The 17790-nt window shown below is 66.7% G+C and carries 17 protein-coding genes and 1 tRNA gene; 7 read left to right on the top strand and 11 right to left on the bottom strand.

Going from position 1 to position 17790, the window contains the following annotated elements; all coding sequences use genetic code 11:
• Positions 1-214 precede the first annotated feature (214 nt).
• The gene (locus AC57B5_RS13055; protein WP_088166282.1) at positions 215-2293 is read left to right on the top strand and encodes a bifunctional 2',3'-cyclic-nucleotide 2'-phosphodiesterase/3'-nucleotidase; all 2079 of its coding nucleotides are present in this window, start codon (positions 215-217) and stop codon (positions 2291-2293) included.
• 72 nt (positions 2294-2365) lie between these two features.
• Here AC57B5_RS13055 and AC57B5_RS13050 read toward each other — a convergent pair whose 3' ends face one another.
• Positions 2366-2974: a PaaI family thioesterase gene (locus AC57B5_RS13050; protein ID WP_315532774.1), complete on the bottom strand. Its 609-nt coding sequence runs from the start codon at positions 2972-2974 to the stop codon at positions 2366-2368.
• Between the two features lie 105 nt (positions 2975-3079).
• Here AC57B5_RS13050 and AC57B5_RS13045 point away from each other — a divergent pair, with 105 nt between their 5' ends.
• Together AC57B5_RS13045 and AC57B5_RS13040 are read left to right on the top strand one after the other, a co-directional pair.
• On the top strand, positions 3080-3580 hold the full coding sequence (locus AC57B5_RS13045) for a MarR family winged helix-turn-helix transcriptional regulator (protein ID WP_202758765.1): 501 nt from the start codon (positions 3080-3082) through the stop codon (positions 3578-3580).
• Positions 3581-3615: 35 nt separating this feature from the next.
• Entirely contained in the window at positions 3616-4899 is a 1284-nt protein-coding gene (locus AC57B5_RS13040) for an MFS transporter (RefSeq protein WP_496399690.1), read from the top strand.
• Positions 4900-4929: 30 nt separating this feature from the next.
• Here AC57B5_RS13040 and AC57B5_RS13035 read toward each other — a convergent pair whose 3' ends face one another.
• The 5 genes from AC57B5_RS13035 to radC form a co-directional block, all read right to left on the bottom strand.
• Positions 4930-5589: a Smr/MutS family protein gene (locus AC57B5_RS13035; protein WP_013803859.1), complete on the bottom strand. Its 660-nt coding sequence runs from the start codon at positions 5587-5589 to the stop codon at positions 4930-4932.
• Positions 5590-5657: 68 nt separating this feature from the next.
• Positions 5658-8228 (bottom strand): TonB-dependent siderophore receptor, encoded by a 2571-nt coding sequence (locus AC57B5_RS13030; protein ID WP_496399689.1) that lies wholly within the window; start codon positions 8226-8228, stop codon positions 5658-5660.
• A gap of 97 nt (positions 8229-8325) precedes the next feature.
• Positions 8326-9318 carry a FecR family protein gene (locus AC57B5_RS13025; protein WP_496399688.1) on the bottom strand — a complete coding sequence of 331 codons (993 nt, stop codon included), beginning with the start codon at positions 9316-9318 and terminating at the stop codon, positions 8326-8328.
• A gap of 8 nt (positions 9319-9326) precedes the next feature.
• Positions 9327-9839, bottom strand: coding sequence for a sigma-70 family RNA polymerase sigma factor (locus AC57B5_RS13020; protein ID WP_043824830.1), 513 nt, complete (start codon positions 9837-9839; stop codon positions 9327-9329).
• A gap of 49 nt (positions 9840-9888) precedes the next feature.
• Complete coding sequence (gene radC, locus AC57B5_RS13015) at positions 9889-10569, bottom strand: RadC family protein (RefSeq protein WP_492906668.1); 681 nt, start codon at positions 10567-10569, stop codon at positions 9889-9891.
• A gap of 96 nt (positions 10570-10665) precedes the next feature.
• On the opposite strand from radC, the gene AC57B5_RS13010 reads away from it, so the two are divergent.
• Entirely contained in the window at positions 10666-11136 is a 471-nt protein-coding gene (locus tag AC57B5_RS13010) for an FKBP-type peptidyl-prolyl cis-trans isomerase (protein WP_016450099.1), read from the top strand.
• A gap of 1 nt (position 11137) precedes the next feature.
• Positions 11138-12136, top strand: coding sequence for a 4-hydroxy-3-methylbut-2-enyl diphosphate reductase (gene ispH, locus AC57B5_RS13005; protein WP_012203831.1), 999 nt, complete (start codon positions 11138-11140; stop codon positions 12134-12136).
• Between the two features lie 76 nt (positions 12137-12212).
• On the opposite strand, the gene AC57B5_RS13000 is transcribed toward ispH, so the two are convergent.
• A complete protein-coding gene (locus AC57B5_RS13000) occupies positions 12213-12911 on the bottom strand; it encodes a CBS domain-containing protein (RefSeq protein ID WP_034390850.1) in 699 nt (232 codons plus the stop codon).
• A 137-nt stretch (positions 12912-13048) separates the two neighbouring features.
• Between AC57B5_RS13000 and serS the strand changes: the two genes are divergently transcribed.
• Both serS and AC57B5_RS12990 read left to right on the top strand, forming a co-directional pair.
• Positions 13049-14365, top strand: coding sequence for a serine--tRNA ligase (gene serS, locus AC57B5_RS12995; protein ID WP_496399687.1), 1317 nt, complete (start codon positions 13049-13051; stop codon positions 14363-14365).
• A 33-nt stretch (positions 14366-14398) separates the two neighbouring features.
• Positions 14399-14488 (top strand) — tRNA-Ser (locus tag AC57B5_RS12990).
• Between the two features lie 101 nt (positions 14489-14589).
• Here AC57B5_RS12990 and AC57B5_RS12985 read toward each other — a convergent pair.
• From AC57B5_RS12985 to AC57B5_RS12970, 4 genes are all read right to left on the bottom strand, one after another.
• Positions 14590-15609, bottom strand: coding sequence for a hypothetical protein (locus AC57B5_RS12985; protein ID WP_496399686.1), 1020 nt, complete (start codon positions 15607-15609; stop codon positions 14590-14592).
• 23 nt (positions 15610-15632) lie between these two features.
• Positions 15633-16634 carry a hypothetical protein gene (locus AC57B5_RS12980; RefSeq protein ID WP_496399685.1) on the bottom strand — a complete coding sequence of 334 codons (1002 nt, stop codon included), beginning with the start codon at positions 16632-16634 and terminating at the stop codon, positions 15633-15635.
• Positions 16635-16899: 265 nt separating this feature from the next.
• Complete coding sequence (locus tag AC57B5_RS12975) at positions 16900-17181, bottom strand: H-NS histone family protein (protein ID WP_012203893.1); 282 nt, start codon at positions 17179-17181, stop codon at positions 16900-16902.
• Between the two features lie 134 nt (positions 17182-17315).
• Complete coding sequence (locus tag AC57B5_RS12970) at positions 17316-17675, bottom strand: hypothetical protein (RefSeq protein ID WP_012203894.1); 360 nt, start codon at positions 17673-17675, stop codon at positions 17316-17318.
• Between the last annotated feature and the right edge of the window lie 115 nt (positions 17676-17790).

Below are 17790 nucleotides of genomic sequence, written 5' to 3'. Positions count from 1 at the left end.
GACATTCGGGTCGTCTTTCTTTTGCCTCCTTTTCTTTGACGAATCAAAGAAAAGGAGGTCGGCCGCCGGGCCGAAACCCGGCCTCGAAAAACACCCCCCGGCAGGGACAAAAAACAGCACCAGACCAAGACCAGAACAAGACCCCCTCACCTGTCACACCCCTGTAAACCCCCACCACCACACTCACCCCCTTCACCACCCCCACAAAAACCACATGCCGCTGAGCAACCTCCCCACATTGCAATCCCTGCTCCTGTCCCGCCGCCTGGCGCTGAGCGTCCTGGCCAGCGCCGCGCTGGTGGCCGCCTGCGGTGGCAGCGACAGCAACGACAGCACGACGCCCCCGGTGGCCAGCCAGCCCGCGACGGCCACGCTGGCCGTGCTGGAGACCACGGATCTGCACTTCAATGTGCGCAGCTATGACTATTTCAAGCTGGCCGAGGATGCCTCCTACGGCTTCGAGCGCACGGCCACGCTGGTGCGTGCGGCGCGCAAGGAGTTTGCCAATACGCTGCTGGTGGACAACGGCGACACCATCCAGGGCACGGCCCTGGCCGATTACGAGGCCGAGGTGGCCAAGATCCCCTGCACGCAGCAGCTGTCCATGTACAAGGCCATGGGCGCGCTGGGCTTCGATGCAGGCACGCTGGGCAACCATGAGTTCAACTACGGCCTGCCCTTCCTGAACCAGGTGCTGGGCGGCGGCCTGGACGTGGACGGCGTGGACAAGGCGCTCAAGTGCGCGGGCAATGGCTTTCCCATGGCGCTGTCGAATGTCTACAGCAGCAAGACCAAGCAGCCGCTGGTGCAGCCCTACGTGATTCTGGAGCGCAAGATCGCGGCCAAGGACAAGGATGGCAAGGCGGTGGAGCTGCCCATCAAGATCGGCGTGATCGGCTTCACCACGCCGGGCATCATGAACTGGGACAAGCGCTATCTGGAAGGCAAGCTCTACACCGAAGGCGCCGTGGAGTCCGCCCAGAAGTACCTGCCCGAGATGCGCGCCAAGGGCGCCGATGTGGTGGTGGCCATGCTGCACGGCGGCCTGGACGGCGCGGCCTACTCGCCGACGATGGAGAACCCCGGCCTGCACCTGAGCAAGGTGGCCGGCATCGACGCCATGGTCATGGGCCACCAGCACAGCGTGTTCCCCGATGCGGCGGCCACGCCGGCCTTCACGCAGGCGGGCGTGGACAACAAGGCGGGCACCATCAACGGCGTGCAGTCGGTGATGGCCAGTTCCTGGGGCAAGGCGCTGGGCGTGATCCAGCTGGCGCTCAAGTGGGACGGCAAGCAGTGGAGCGTGGACAAGAGCGCGGGCAAGAGCGAGCTGCGCAATATCCAGACCGGCAAGGACGCCGCAGGCAAGGCCACCTACGTGGCCGTGGACCCGACGGTGGCGCCGCTGATCGAGAGCCAGCACCAGGCCGCCATCCAGTACGTGAAGACGCCCATCGGCAGCACGGACTTCCGCATGAGCACGCTGTTCGCCGATGTGGGCGACCCGGGCGCCATCCAGATCGTCAACCAGGCGCAGCGCGACTATGTGGCCGACTATGTGAAGGCCAGCCTGCCGCAGTACGCGCAGCTGCCCGTGCTGTCGGTGAGCGCGCCGTTCAAGTCGGGCTTCCAGGGCGGCGCCGACTACACCGACGTGGCTGTGGGCCCGCTGGCCATCTACAACGCGGCCGACCTGTACCTGTACCCCAACACCGTGTATGCGGTGAAGGTGAATGGCGCCGACATCAAGGACTGGCTGGAGGCCGCTGCCAAGCGCTTCAACCAGATCGACCCGGCCAAGACGGGTGAGCAGCAGCTGATCAGCACCTTCCCGGGCTACAACTTCGACATGTTCACCACGGCCGATGTGCAGTACGAGATCGACGTGACCCAGCCCGTGGGCAGCCGCATCAAGAACCTGCAGTACCTGGGCAAGGCCATCGACCCGGCGCAGGAGTTCGTGATCGCCACGAACAACTACCGCGCCACCAGCGGCAAGAGCTTCATCGCCAAGCTAGACGGCTCCAGCGCCATCTGGGCCTCGCCGGACGCCAACCGCGACGTGGTGATCGGCTACGTGCGCAAGAACGGCAGCATCACGCGTGCTGCCAATGGCGCGGCCAAGAGCTGGCGCTTTACCAAGGTGGCCACCTCGGCCAACGTGGTGTTCAGCTCCGGCGCCAACGCGCTGCCGGTGGCGCAGGCGGCGGGCCTGGCCAACATCTCGCTGGTGGCCGCCGATGACGGCTCGGGCAAGGGCACGTCCAAGTACCGCCTGGATCTGTCGAAGTAAGTTCCGGCAGGCAAGCAACAAAAAAGCCCCGTGCATCTGGCACGGGGCTTTTTTGCTTGTGCCGAACGGGCTTCAGCGCGCAGGAGGCATCTCGAACACCAGGCAGGTGGTCGTGGCATGGGCGTAGAGCGTGCCATCGGGGCCGACCAGGCGCGCCTCGGCCGTGGCCAGCTGGCGGCCGCAGTGCAGCACGCGGCCTTCGGCGCGCACGCGCGGCACGCGCGGGGTCAGGGCCTTGACCAGGTTCACGCCCAGCTCGGCCGTGGTGTAGCCCCGGCCCGGCGGCATGCAGGTGTGGACGGCGCAGCCCAGCGCCGAGTCCAGCAAGGTGGCGAACCAGCCGCCGTGCACCGTGCCCATGGGGTTGAGGTGGTTGGCGCCGGGGCGGCCCTGGAAGACGGCGCTGCCTTCGCCCACGGAAATCAGCATGAAGTCCAGCGTGCGTGCAATGGGCGGGTAGGGCAGTTCGCCGCGCAGCATGGCCTGCATCAGCTCCAGCCCGCTGCGGCCTGCGACCTGGTCGGGGCGCGACACGCCTGCGCCGGGGCCGGCGTCCAGCCGGAGGGTGACCGCCTGTTCCTCGTCCAGCCAGGCTTGCAGGGCAGGGGAGATGGCGCCGGAGGTGGCGCTGGAGGTGAGGCTGTGGGCGGCCTGCTCTGGGGAGTGGGTGCGGGTGTCCATGGAATGTCTCTCTTTCATTGGGAAAAATGCGGGCGCCAGGCTGTCTGGGATGGCGGTGTGGATATTATTGTATCTACAACAGTTGTATATGCAATAATCTGCGCCATGCCAGTGAATCCAGACATCCTCGCCGTGCCCCAGGGCTGCACCAACCACCGCGTGCGCCAGCTCATGCGCAGCGTGGGCCAGGTGTATGACGCCCATCTGAACGAGACGGGGCTGCGCATCACGCAGTACTCGCTGCTCAGCCATGTGCTGGCCGCCGGTCCGGTGCGGCCCTCGGACCTGGCGCGGCGCATGCGCATGGACGCCTCGACGCTGACGCGCAACCTCAAGCCGCTGATCGACGCCGGCTGGGTGCGCATGGGCCAGGGCGAGGACCAGCGCAGCCGCCTGGTGCACATCACCGACGCGGGCCAGGCCAAGCGCGAAGAGGCCAAGCAAAGCTGGAAGACCGCACAGAACGAGCTCAACGCCCGCGTGGGCCTGGAGCGCGTGGCGGCCCTGCATGCGCTGATCGATGAATGCCTGGTGCTGCTCGATGGCGGCAATGGCAATGGCGATGGCGCTGGCGATGGCAACGCTGCAGACGGCCCGCAGGCGTAGGCCCTACCGAATTCCCAACCCCCGAAGAGACTCCCATGCTCTCCAACTCCACGGCGCGCTGGCTGCAGCGGCGCGGCATCCACTACGGCTGGCTGGTCGCGGCCATCACTTTCCTCACCATGCTGACCATGTCGGCGGCGCTGGGCCTGCCGGGCGCCATGCTGCAGCCGCTGTCGCGCGAGTTCGGCTGGAGTACGGAGCAGATATCGAGCAGCCTGGCGCTGCGCTTTGCGCTGTTCGGCCTGCTGGGGCCGTTTGCGGCGGTGATGATGGAGCGCTTCGGCCTGCGTGCCGTGATGTGCATGGGCCTGGCCCTGGTGGGTGGCGCCATGGCGATGGTGACGCAGGCCACGCAGCTGTGGCATCTGTTTTTGCTGTGGAGCCTGCTGCTGGGCATGGGCACGGGCCTGACGGCGCTGGTGCTGGGCGCCGTGGTGGCCAACCGCTGGTTTGCGGCGCGGCGCGGCCTGGTCATCGGCGTGCTCACGGCCAGTGCGGCCACGGGGCAGCTGGCCTTCCTGCCGCTGGCCGCCTGGATGATCGAGCACTGGGGCTGGCGCTCGGCCACGGTGCCGGTGTTCGTGGCCAGCGCCTTGATTGCCGTGCTGGCCCTGCTGTTCGTGCGGGACCGGCCTTCGGACCTGGGCCTGGCGCCCTTTGGCGGCGATGCCTCGGCCCCGCCGCCGCCGGCCATGGCCATGAACTTCGGCACGACCTTCAAGGTGCTGGCCGAGGCCGCGCGCAACCGCACCTTCTGGCTGCTGGCGGGCACCTTCTTCATCTGCGGCCTGTCCACCAATGGCCTGGTGCAGACGCACTTCATCTCGCTGTGCGGCGACAACGGCATGGGCGCGGTGCCCGCCGCGTCGGTGCTGGCCATGATGGGGGCCTTCGACTTCGTGGGCACCGTGCTGTCGGGCTGGCTGTCGGACCGCTACGACAACCGCAAGCTGCTGTTCTGGTACTACGGGCTGCGCGGCCTGTCGCTGTTCTGGCTGCCGCATTCGGAGTTCACCTTCTACGGCCTGGGCCTGTTCGCCATGTTCTACGGGCTGGACTGGATCGCCACGGTGCCGCCCACGGTCAAGCTCACGGCCCAGCATTTCGGGCCGCAGAAGGTGGGGCTGGTGTTCGGCTGGATCTTCGCGGCCCACCAGCTGGGCGCGGCCACCGCTGCCTGGGGCGCGGGCCTGACGCGCACTTTGCTGCTGACCTATACGCCCGCGCTGTATGCGGCCGGCCTGGCCTGCCTGGTGGCGGCGGTGATGGCGCTGGTGATAGGGCGGGCGCGCAAGGCGGCGGCGGTGGCCGCGGCCTGAACACCATCACCGTTCACGCCATCCACGTCCTCAGTACAACTGGCGCTTGCCCGGCTGCAGCAGGACGACCAGGGCGCCCGCGCCACCTTCGGCCGGGCGGGCCTGCACAAAGGCCAGCACTTCCTTTTTCTGCACCAGCCAGCGCAGCACGCGGCCCTTGAGCACGGGGGTCTTGCCGGGCGAGCCCAGGCCCTTGCCGTGCACCACGCGCACGCAGCGTATGCCGGTGCGGTGGGACAGGCGGATGAACTGGCCCAGCGCCTCGCGCGCCTCGTCCACGCGCAGGCCGTGCAGGTCCAGCTGGCGCTGGATGCTCCACTGGCCGGCGCGCAGTTTGTGCGTCACGTCCAGGCCGATGCCGGGGCGCCGGAAGCTGAGCTGGTCGTCGGTGTCCAGCAGGGTGCTGACGTCGAACTCGTCGCTCATGGCCTCCTGCAGCACGCGCTGCTCGTCCAGCTCCAGCTGCAGGGGCAGCGGCTCGGGGGGCTCGGGGGCATGGAGGTGGCGGGCGTGCGCGGACTTGAGCGCATGCACCGGGCCCACGGTGTTTTCGAACAGCTTTTGCTCGGCCAGGAGGCGGCGCGCCGCCTCGGCGCGCTGCTGCTGGAGCAGGGCCTCTTGGGCGGCGGCTTCGGCCAGTGCGCGGCGCACTGGCGCGAGGTCCTGCAGGCTGGTGGCTTTCAAAGTCATGGTGACGCCGGTTGTACCGCAATTTCGGCACCCCGGCGGCCATGGCGCCCTCTCAAGGCCTGGTGGCTCTAGAAGCGATAGCGGGCGCTGACCTGGACATTGCGCGGCGCGCCGTACATGCCCGAGTACCACCAGCCGGACATGGCCGCGATGTACTTGCGGTCGAACAGGTTGTTGACGTTCAGCGTCAGCGACAGCTGGTCGCTCACGTCATAGCGCGCCATGAGCCCGACCACGGCGTAGGAGGCCTGGCGTGCGCTGACCTGCTTGCCGACCTGCCAGGCTTCGCCGCTGTACTCGATGCCGCTGCTCCAGTTGACGCCACCGCCCAGGGTGAGGCGGCGCCATTCACCGGGCATGCGGTACGTGGTCCACAGGCGGGCCATCTGGCGCGGGAAGGTGGTGTTGATGCGCTGGCCCGTGGCGTCTTCGGAGGCGCTGAAGTTGTAGGAGGCGGCAATCGACCATTGGCGGTTGATGGCGCCGTTGACTTCCAGGTCCAGGCCCCGCGTCTTGGCGCCCTTGATGGCGCGCGAGGCGGTGGTGGTGGTGCCCGGGATGAACTGGCCGGGATCGGACTCGGCCAGGTTGTCCTGGCGGATGAGGTAGACGGCGACGCTGGTGGCCAGGCGCCCGTCCAGGAATTCGCTCTTGATGCCGGCCTCGTAGGTGTTGCCTTCCTGCGGGTCCAGGAAGGCGCCGTTGCGGTCGCGCGAGGTCTGCGGGCTGTAGATGGTGGCAAAGCTGGCGTACAGCGTGTGCTGCGGGTTCAGCGTGTAGACCAGGCCTGCGTAGGGCGTGAACACGCGGCGTTCGGACGAGGGCGAGGTCTGGTGGTATCCGTCCGTGGTGTCGGTGCGGTAGTCGCTGTCGTAGTTGAACAGCTTGCCGCCCACGATGAGCTTGAGGTCGTCGGCCAACGCAAAGCGGCCGGCGCCGTACAGGCTGGTCTGGCGGCGCGTGCTGTCGAAGACCACGAAGCGGTCGCCGAACACCGGGCTGCCGCTGCTGTCCCACTGGTAGATGTTGACGGGCTTGTTGCGCAGGCCCGTGATGTCGAAGCTGCCGTCGGTCAGGCTCTGGAAGTCGGTGTAGTCGAAGCCCAGCACCGCCTCGTGCTCGCGCCCGCCCAGGTTGAAGGGGCCGCGCAGGTTGATGTCCACGGATTTGTTGCGCAGCCGGTAGTCGCGCCGCTCGGCGTTGAGCGACAGGCCATCGCCGGTCTCCCGGTCGAACAGGCTGTTGTTGACGGCCAGGTAGACCGCATCTTCGCGCTGGTTGGAGCGCAGGTAGTTGGCCGAGAGCTTGAGCTGCCACCGGTTGGCCAGCGCCTGCTCCAGCGTGACGAAGGCGCTGGTGGAGTCGGTGTTGAAGCGGTTGTCGCGGCTGGCCGGGTTGAAGGAGACGGGGAAGTCGGTCTGCCGCCCGTCGCTGCTGAACAGCGGAAAGCCCAGGTAGGCCATGGAGCCGCGCGAGCGGCCGCGCTGGTGGTCCAGCCCGGCGGTGAGCTTGAGCGTGGAGGTGAGGTCGGCCTCGATCACGCCATAGAGCACGTCCTTTTTCTTGCTGTAGAAGTCGATGTGGCTGTCGCCCTCCTGGTGCACGGCGACCAGGCGGCCGCGCACGCTGCCCGAGGCGTTGAGCGGCGAGGACAGGTCCAGCACGCCGCGCCGGTTGCCCCAGGAGCCCACGCTGGCCTCGGCCGAGCCCTGGAACTGCGCCGTGGGCTTCTTGCGCACCATGTTGACGATGCCGGACGGATCGCCCGCGCCCGTGGTCAGGCCCGAGGCGCCGCGCAGCACCTCGATGCGGTCGTACAGCGCCATGTCGGCAATGCTTTGCGTGGGCAGGGCGTCCAGGCCCAGGAATTCGGTGTGCGTGCTGACGCCGTCGAGCTGGTAGTTGGTGATGGGGTAGCCGCGCGCATTGGCGTTGCTGCGCTCGGTGCCCAGCGCCGAGGTGGAGATGCCCGGCACGCGCGCCAGCACGTCGCTGATGCTGGTGAGGTTTTCGTCCTCCATGCGCTGCTGGGTCATCACGCTGACCGACTGCGGCGTGTCGCGCACGCTCAGCGCCAGGCCCGTGGCCACGCCGCTGGGGCCGCGCGCGGTGTAGCTGCCCGTGCCTTCGGTCGTGCCTGCCCGGTCGGCCTGGGCGACCACCTTGACCTCGGCCAGCGCATGGTCCTGGGCGCGGCCCGGCGCTGCGGTGGCCGGTGACGCTGCGGGCGCGGCGACGGAGGCCAGCACCGTGAGCGTGCCCTGGGGCGTGCGTGCCAGCCGCAGCCCGCTGTCGGCCAGCGCCAGCTGGGCGGCCTGCTCCACGCTGTAGCTGCCCCGGATGGCAGGCGCGCGCTTGCCGGCCAGCAGGGCCGGGTCGGCGCTGATGCTGCGCTGGGCCTGGCGGGCGATGCGCGCCAGCGAGTCGTCCAGCGCGCCGGCGGGCAGGTTCCATTCCAGGGTGGCGGCTGCCTGCGATGTGCTGGCCGCCACCGGCTGTGCCCAGGCCTGCGGCGGTGCGGACAGCGACCAGGCCAGCGCGGCGGCCACGGGCAGCAGCAGCGAGGGCGGGCTCGGCCTGCGATGTGCGGGCGTGCTGCCAGGCTGCGGGATACGGAGAGGGCGGCGTGCGGAGGCCATGGAGTCGGAGGTCCTTGTCGTTGCGGTGGAAATGAAGGGCTTTCATTCCGTATGTGCGACAAGGGCGGCAAAACCCCTCACGCGGCGCAAAAAAGATTCAAGCGGGCCGGTCTCGCACGTCGATCACCGTGAGCCAGTCCCCCCAGCGGCGCACGCTGACGGGATGGGTGTCCACCAGGTCCTGCAGCACCTGGTCGGGCCGGGCCAGCTGGAACACGCCGAAGATCCGCAGGCGCGCGGCCTCGGGGCTGATGCGGATGATGCCGGCCTGGTAGGGCCGCAGCGCGTCGATCACCTCGCCCAGCGGCTGGTCGCGCACGTCGATGACGCCGTCAGCCCAGGCGGCCGACGCCAGGTGGGCGGTGTCCTGCGTGCGGATGCCGTCGGCGTCGATCCAGGCGCTGCGGCCCTCCTGCAGCCGGTGCTGCCGGCCGTTCAGGCTGGTGAGCAGCACGCTGTGCTCCAGCACATGCACCAGGGTGCTGCCTTCTGCCTGGCGCACCATGAAGCGCGTGCCCAGCGCCTGGGCCGTGCCCTGGGCGCTTTGCACGACAAACGGGCGCAGGGGCTGGCCCGGCGCGCTGGCAGCCACCTGCGCCAGCAGCGCGCCTTCGCGCAGGCGCACCAGGCGGCGGGTGTCGCTGTAGGCAATGTCGGCGGCCGAGCGGGCGTCCAGTTCGATCTCGCTGCCGTCCGGCAGCCGGTGGTGGCTGCGCTGGCCGGTGCCCGTGCGCAGGTCGGCGGCCAGCGTGGTCAGCGGTGTTTGCCGGTGCACCAGCCAGGCCGTGGCGGTGCTGGTCAGCAGGGCGGCCAACCCACCGCGCAACAGGCCGCGCCTGCGCGCGGCCTTCGGGATGGGCGCCACCAGCGCCTGCAGGCCCAGGGCCGCCGTGCCCCCGCCCTGCCGGCGCAACTGCACGAGGGCGGGCTCCACCCCGGCGGACAGGCGTTGCTGCACCATGGCCCAGGCCTGGGCATGGCAGGGCGACTGGCGCAGCCAGTGGGCGAAGGCGCGGCGGTCGTCATCGCTGGCGTGGCCCGAGTCCAGGCGCACCAGCCAGTCGATGGCCTGATCGGTGGCGGCATCCATGCAGGCGATCAGCCGGGGAAGGCCTGCGGCGAGAGGTACAGGTGCACCAGGGCCTGCTTCATGTAGCGCTCCACCGTGGCAATGGACACGCCCATGGCTTCGGCGATCTCGGCATGCTTGAGGCCGTCGAGCCGGCGCAGCAAGAAGGCCTGCCGCACCTTCGGGGGCAGGCCGTCCAGCCATTGGTCCAGGGCCTCGATGGCTTCGCGCACCAGGGCGTAGTCCTCGGGGGAGGGCGCCACTTCCTCGGGCAGCGTGGCCAGCGCATCGAGCCAGGCCTGCTCCAGTTCGCGCCTGCGCCAGAAGTTGTAGAGCACCCGCTGGGCCAGCGTGGTCAGGTAGGCGCGCGGCTCCTGGATGGCATGGGCCTGCCGGGACGCCACCACGCGCTCGAAGGTGTCGTGCGCCAGGTCCTCGGCCTGGTGGGAATTGCCCAGCTTGCGCCGCAGCCAGCCGTGCAGCCAGTCATGGTGGGCGACGTAGAGCGTGTGCACCGGGTCGGCGGTGGACGGGGAGGGCATGGTGCAGCGGTTTTGCAAATGAGAATTTTTCTCATTTTACAGAGTCTGCCTACATCAGCCCCTCGCTGGCCATGGACAGCGAGGCACCGGGCGCCACGATCACATGGTCCAGCACCTGGATGTCCACCAGGCCCAGGGCGGCCTGCAGGCTCTGCGTGACGGCCTTGTCGGCAGCGCTGGCCTGGACCTGTCCGCTGGGATGGTTGTGGGCCAGGATGACGGCGCCCGCATGGTGGTGCAGGGCGCGCAGCACCACCTCCCGGGGGTAGACGCTGGTGCGCGTGAGCGTGCCTCGGAACATTTCTTCCAGCGCGATCAGCCGGTTCTGGCCGTCCAGGAACAGCACGGCGAACACCTCATGCTGGCGCGCCGCCAGGTGCAGCTGCAGGTAGCGCGCCACGGCCTCGGGCGAGGCCAGGGCCGGGCGCTCGCGCAGTTGCTCGGCCATGGCGCGGCGCGCCAGTTCGAGCACGGCCAGGAGTTGTGCGCACTTGGAAGGCCCCAGCCCCTTGATGGCCTTCAGGTCGGCGTGCCCGGCCTGCAGCAGCCCGGACAGGCCGGCCCGGCCGGGCAGCTGCAGTAGTTCCTGGGCCAGCTGCAGCACGCCCTTGCCGGCCATGCCGGTGCGCAGCACGATGGCCAGCAGTTCGATATCGGAAAGCGCCGAGGGGCCGTGTGCCGCGAGCTTTTCGCGCGGCTGGGCCTGGGCGGGCAGGTCTTTGAGAGCCATGGTTCAGCCAGGTGGGGGCGCCGCAGGGACACCGTTGCACGGGGCGTGGGGGCATGGATGTTTTTCTACAATACGGGCCAGTTTATCGGGACTTCCATGACCTCTAGCGCTTCTTCCCCGGCCCACCCCACGGTCCAGGCCGGCTCGTTCCTCACGCTGCACTACCGCCTGTCGGGGCCTGCAGGCGATGTGATCAACACCTTCAACGACAAGCCCGCCACGCTGTCCCTGGGCGCGGGCGAGCTGTCGCCCGCCGTCGAGCAGCGCCTGCTGGGCCTGGCCGAAGGCACGCGCACCACGTTCGAGATGCCGGCCGGCGAAGCCTTTGGCGAGCGCAACGGCGACATGATGCAGTGGGTGGCGCGCAAGCTGATGAACGAGCTGGGCGACCCGCACGAGCAGTACGCGCCCGGCGACGTGGTGCAGTTCCCCACGCCCGACGGCCTGGGCAGCTACGCGGGTGCCGTGGTGCAGGTGCGCGAGGACGGCGCCGTGCTGTTCGACTTCAACCACCCGCTGGCGGGCCAGCCGGTGACGTTCGAAGTGCAGATCATCGGGGTGCTCTGAGGTGCTGGATTCGACCTCGCCCCAGGAAATCCTGCTGGCCGAGCCCCGGGGCTTCTGTGCCGGCGTGGACCGCGCCATCGAGATCGTGGAGCGTGCGCTGGCCAAGTTCGGTGCGCCCATCTACGTGCGCCACGAGATCGTGCACAACACCTTCGTGGTCAACGATCTCAAGGCCAAGGGAGCGATCTTCATCGAGGAGCTGGACGACGTGCCGCCCGGCTCCACCCTGGTGTTCAGCGCCCATGGCGTGAGCCGGGCGGTGCAGGAAGAGGCGCGCAGGCGCGGTTTCTCCATCTTCGACGCCACCTGCCCGCTGGTGACCAAGGTGCATGTGGAAGTGGCCAAGCTCGCCAAGGAAGGCTACGAGTTCCTGATGATCGGCCACAAGGGGCACCCCGAGGTCGAGGGCACCATGGGCCAGCTGTCCGAGGGCATCCACCTGGTCGAGGACGAGGCCGATGTGGCCCGTGTCACCCCCCGCCAGACCGAGAAGCTGGCCGTGGTCACGCAGACCACGCTGTCGGTGGACGATGCCGCCGGCATCACGGCGGCCATCCGCGCCCGCTTTCCGCAGGTGCGCGAGCCCAAGCAGCAGGACATCTGCTACGCCACGCAAAACCGCCAGGACGCCGTCAAGGTGCTGGCGCCGCAGGTGGATGTGCTCATCGTGGTGGGCAGCCCCACCAGTTCCAACAGCAACCGGCTGCGCGAGCTGGCCGCGCGCCTGGGAACGCCCGCCTACATGGTGGACAACGCGGGCGAGCTGTGCGAGGAATGGTTTGCCAATGCCGGGCGTGTGGGCCTGACGGCCGGGGCCTCCGCCCCCGAGGTGCTGGTGGACGAGGTCATCCAGCGCCTGCGCCAGCTGGGCGCGCTGTCGGTGCGCAAGATGGATGGCATCGAGGAGACCGTGAAGTTCCCGCTGCCCAAGGGCCTGAAGATCGACGCGGCCACGGGGCTGGAGATCTCCGTGGGCAAGCAGCCCGAGACGGGCGGCTGAGCCGCAGGCGCAGCGGGCATTGGCCAAAAAGCAAACGGGCGCCTGGCGCCCGTTTTGCATGGTGGGGCCGAAAGCCTCAGCTCCACAGATCCAGCGGCGGATCGGAGGCCACGGCGCGCAGGATGTCGGTGCGGCTGATGAAGCCGGCCAGCAGGCCCTGCTCATCGGTCACGGGCAGGCCCGGCAGGCCGGTCTCCAGCAGCACGCCGGCCACGCGGCGCAGGTCGGTGGTGGTAGCCACCGTGGGAATGGGGGAGATCATGACCTCGTTCACGGGCCGGCGCGCCAGGGCAATGGCGTCCTTGATCGCACCGGGCTCGGGCAGCAGGTCCAGCGGCGCCATGTCGGCGCGCAGCAGCAGCCCGACCACGCGGCCACCGGCATCCAGCACGGGCGCCTGGGCCACGCCGTGCTCGGCCAACACGCGCCAGGCGTCGTTGACACCGGCCTCGGGCGATACCGTCACGGCCTCGTGGCTCATCACGTCGGCCACGGTCTGCAGGGGCTGGCGTGGCTGGCTGGGGCCTTTTTCCGTGGAAAGGTAGGCATCGACCGCTCCGCGCAGCCGCGGAGCGGGCTCCGGCGCGCCGGCAGGCTGGCCCGCGAGGTCGGCCAGGATGGCGGGGAACGAGGCGGCGGCGTCGCCCGCCATCACATCGGCCGAGCGCGTGCGCAGGGCCTGCGGGCGTTGTACGCGGCGCACGGGCGCCACCTGGCCCAGCCGCTCGGCGGGACCGCGAAACATCTGTCCGTTGGGACCGAAGACAAAAAACATGGGTGCTCCCGGGTGCGCAAACCGCTGTGGGCGGCATATCGGAAGTATCGGCGCTGGCGCGGGATTTCTGTAGCGGCAAGACCCCCAACGCCCAGGGGCGGGCGCTGCCATGGCGATACCGCCTAAAATTGCCGGCTATGCTCGATATCCTTCTTCTTCGCAAAGACCTTGACTCGGCCGTCGCACGGCTGGAGACCCGCAAAAAGCCCCAGGCCTTCCTGAATGTGGAGGCCTTCCAGTCCCTGGAAGCAGAGCGCAAGTCCCTGCAGACACGGACCGAGGAGCTGCAGTCCAAGCGCAACCAGCTGTCCAAGCAGATCGGCATGCTGATGGGCAAGGGCGAGAAGGACGCTGCCGAGGCCGCCAAGGCCGAAGTCGGCAGCCTCAAGACCGAGCTGGACCAGTCGGCCACGCGCCTGGAGCAGATCCAGGGCGAGCTGCAGACCATGCTGCTGGCCGTGCCCAACCTGCCGCACGACAGCGTGCCCGTCGGTGCGGACGAAAGCGGCAATGTGGAGGCGCGCCGCTGGGGCACGCCCAAGACCTTTGATTTCGAGGTCAAGGACCATGTGGACGTGGGCCAGCCGCTGGGCCTGGATTTCGACATGGGCGTCAAGCTGTCGGGCTCGCGCTTCACCGTGATGAAGGGCCCCATCGCCCGCCTGCACCGCGCCCTGGCGCAGTTCATGATCGACCTGCAGACCGACTCGCATGGCTACACCGAGTGCTATGTGCCCTACGCCGTCAATGCCGACTCGCTCAAGGGAACGGGCCAGTTGCCCAAGTTCGAGGGCGACCTGTTCGCCGCCAAGAAGGGCGGCCAGGATGGCGAACCCGTGCCCGACAACGCGGCGCTCTACCTGATTCCCACGGCCGAAGTGCCGCTGACCAACTTCGTGCGCGACGTGGTCGTGGCCGAGGACCAGCTGCCCATCAAGCTCACGGCCCACAGCCCCTGCTTCCGCTCCGAGGCCGGCAGCTACGGCCGCGACACGCGCGGCATGATCCGCCAGCACCAGTTCGACAAGGTCGAGATGGTGCAGATCGTGCATCCGGAAAAGAGCTACGAGGCGCTGGAAGAAATGACCGGCCACGCCGAGGCCGTGCTGCAGAAGCTGGGCCTGCCCTACCGCGTGATGAGCCTGTGCACGGGCGACATGGGCTTTGGCGCGGCCAAGACCTATGACCTGGAAGTCTGGCTGCCTGCGCAGAACACCTACCGCGAGATCAGCTCGGTCTCCAACTGCGAGGCCTTCCAGGCACGCCGCCTGCAGGCACGCTTCAAGAATGCCCAGGGCAAGAACGAGCTGGTGCACACGCTCAACGGTTCCGGCCTGGCCGTGGGCCGCACGCTGGTGGCTGTGCTGGAGAACTACCAGAACGCCGACGGCTCGGTGACCATCCCCGAGGCGCTGCGCCCGTACATGGGTGGACAGACTTTGCTGAAGGTCTGAATTTTTAGGCTATAATTTCAGCTTCGACGCTGCGGAGAGGTGGCAGAGTGGTCGATTGTACCTGACTCGAAATCAGGCGTACGTGCGAACGTACCGAGGGTTCGAATCCCTCCCTCTCCGCCAGAAACATGAAACCCAGTGCTGTGAAAACGGCACTGGGTTTTTCTGTTTCTGGCGTGCCGGTGGCCGCCTGCAATGGGAATGGGAAGGCCTTGCCCGGTTGCTTACTTGCAATCGCGCCTGACAAGTGAGCCATGCTCCGCTGAGGCAGCACGCCGCTTCCAAATCACCCCGTCCACCAGGTAGTGATGAAAACCAAGGGTGAAGTGCGCTATCAGCACAGTGGGCAGCCCCAGCCAGAGCAGTTGTGTGCCTGCCCAGTCGATGGCCAGGTAGAGCATTGAGCCCAGTGCCAGGCACACACCACCATACCGGGCCGCGTTCTTCCACAAGCCGGTCTCCGACGCTTTGTCGGCTTGTGTCTGTCGCTCGCGGCGGATGTTCTGCACCCAGACGAATAGCAGGTATTGCAGGTTGTGCCACAGATTGATCAGGAGCCATCCGAGCGTGATGTCGGTGATCCAGATGTAGGCCACGAAGCAGGTGAATGCATGCGAGGCCACAAAGCCATCGTGACGCCAATCGATGTTTCCCGTCAGAGCCAGGCGAGCCTGTCGCCATAGCCAGCAGGCGCTGCAAGCGATGGCCGCAACGCCCATCGCATTGGCCGCCTGGGCGGGTACGGCAGGCAGTTGGATGGGATAGCCCAGAAAGGTCTCGGGCGCCTGGGCGCAGCGGGCAAGCAGCCCCCACGCGGCAACGAGGTAGATGACGGCTTCTGCGAGCCGGTCCTGGCGAAAGGGATGCATCCCCGAGCGCCGATAGGCCCTGGCGATGCCGAAGGACTGCCTCGCCACGTGATAGCTCTGCGCGCAGAAATAGAGCGTGAACAGCCCGGCGACCTCGAATGCCAGCACGGTCGCCACCACACCGCCGAGCACGATCACGGGCAGGCCAAAGATCAGGAAGCGATGGCGTCGGATATCGGCCATGCTGGCTCCGATCCGGGTCAAGGTGGCCATGACATGAGGATTGGCGAAAAGCCAGGTATCCACCAGCACGATGGCAAGCAGCATGGCAGGCGATATCGAAGCCATGGCCGTCATGCCGAGGGCCAATGCCAGCGTGCCGGCAATGAACAGGCCGTCGAACCCTGGATGCCGTGCCAGCAGGCCGGCACGCATGGCGTTTGCGTGTGGCAGGGCAGTCATGTGACGATGGGTGGCTGGATCTGCGGCCGGGGCGACCCGAGCGGTGCGGGCTTTGGCGGGATGGTGAAAACGGTTTCCGGGCGCAAATAGTGCTCGGTGCCACTCTTGAGCTTTTCAAGCGCCTGCATGCGGGCAGCGGTAAAGCGTGACTCGAGCGTCAGCCGGCTGGACATGCCAGACAGGCCCGCTGCCGGCAGTCGCTGGTGAGGGTCATAGACCTCACTGATCTCACAGGGATAGCAGCGATTGCTTGCGTCGAGTTGGCTTGCCAGAGAAATCTTGTAGACAACACCTTCGGTCTGATCTGGAGCGATGGGAAAAGAGAAGGTCAATTCGGAAAGGATGGAATTCTTCGTTGTATCGCCTGCAAGCTTGAAACCGGCAACGCTGTATGCGTCGATGATCATGGTCTTCAGACTTGATGGATCAATGCCGACAAATGAGTTTTCGTATAGATTTTTTTCTCCTCGCCACTTGTTTCTATAGTTGAACCCGAAATCCGCGTCCATGGATTTTCGCCCGAGATCGTGAATGCTGGCATAGGCTTGATCGATGGCCGAAAAAACCTGGCGACTCAGATCGTACTGAAGCATCCACGAAGAAGATTGAAGGCTGGGGAGATCTGGAATCATGGTCAGCCGCAAGAAGCAGCTGGCGCATCTCTTGCTCTTGTCAAGGTTCTCGTCCACCCGCAGGACCACATCAACGCGCTGAATTTTTCCACCCGTCGCCACGGAATAGAAGAATTTGTATTGCGCCGTTCCATCCTTCGATTTTTCAATGGACGTATGGGAAAACCGGGCGCTTTCGAAAGCACTGATCACCAGTCTTCTGAAATCATCCACCTTGATGCCACGATAAATGGCGACTGGAAAAGCAGTGGGCGATGTTCTTTCATGAAGCAAGATCGGTGATTGGATGTTTTGCCCTGATGCACCATGGACCATGGTGATCCAAAAGAAAGCAATCATCACCAGTGTTTTTGATCCATCAAGCATGATGTCTTTTCGATGCAGTATGAATAATGATCGCTGAAGCCGCGCGGTGTGGGCCGATTTGCATGAGATCGGATGTGCTGCGCAAAGGCATCTTGGCTTGCGGCGGAGACTCCTGGCAGGGGAGCGTCTTTGCCAAAGGCCCTGTGAGTTGCTCAAGGCTCTGTTGCCTTTGCAGAACAACGCAATGATGGTAGTGCAACTGCAGCCTGTGCTGACGCAGCAGGCAGTTGCGGCCATAAAAAAGGCCCGCGTTGGCGGGCCGTGCTCAGATCTCGAGGGCCTTGCGGTCCTTGCCTTCAATCCAGCGCGGCGGTTTGCCCCGGCCTGTCCAGGTGGCTCCGCTGGCGGGGTCGCGGTATTTGGCCACGCCAATGCTGGCGGACTTGGCCTTGCCGGTGCTGAAGATGTCATCCTGGGTCAGACCGAACTGCTCGACGAGTTCGCGGACCTTGGCGATGACTCCGCCTTTTTCCGCCTTCAGGGTGGCGGCGATCTTTGCCTCAAGCTCGGCCTTCTGCTGGAGGAGGGTTTTGTAATCTGCTGTCATGTATTCCTCATGGATAGTGTGCTACACAATGACGCATTCTATGGAGACAGGGCCCATGTCGCATGTGGGACATCGTTGGTGTTTGCACTTAGCCTCTGCTCCGACTGCCCCCATGCGCTGTGCGCGGACCGGGCCTAGGCCTCGGCAAATTCGCGCCTGGCGCTGAAGTGCAGGATTTCGGAATCCTGCGCTCCCCCCTGTCTTTGAATGACGATGGTGCCGTTGGAATGCAGATAGATGCGGATGCCCGGCAGGGTGTCCGAATCCAGATGGCAAGGGCTCTTGTCGAGGTTTTTCCAGCCATGTTCTGCGCACAGCGTGCGTTGCCGCATGCGGTTGAGCAATTCACGGCGAGCGCCGGCGCCTTCGCAGATGCGCATCCAGAGCAGCAACAGCATGTCGTGTGCCTCCTGGCGGGATGAGCAGGGAGGCATGTGCTTCAACTGGTTCAGCAGGGTGAAGAACCGTTCCTCTGCGCTGATTTCGAGTGCCATGTTTGCTTCCTGTGTGCCTGGATATGCATCAAAGTGTAGGCAGGCCCGGTTCCGCGAAGGCGCGGCGTTTGGCGACAGCGCCGGTGGCGTTTTTTCCTGCGTGTTTGCAGGATTT

This window comes from Delftia sp. BGA-UO-ETr-SB1 (assembly GCF_059567865.1).
This window is presented reverse-complemented; position numbering and strand designations above follow the sequence as displayed.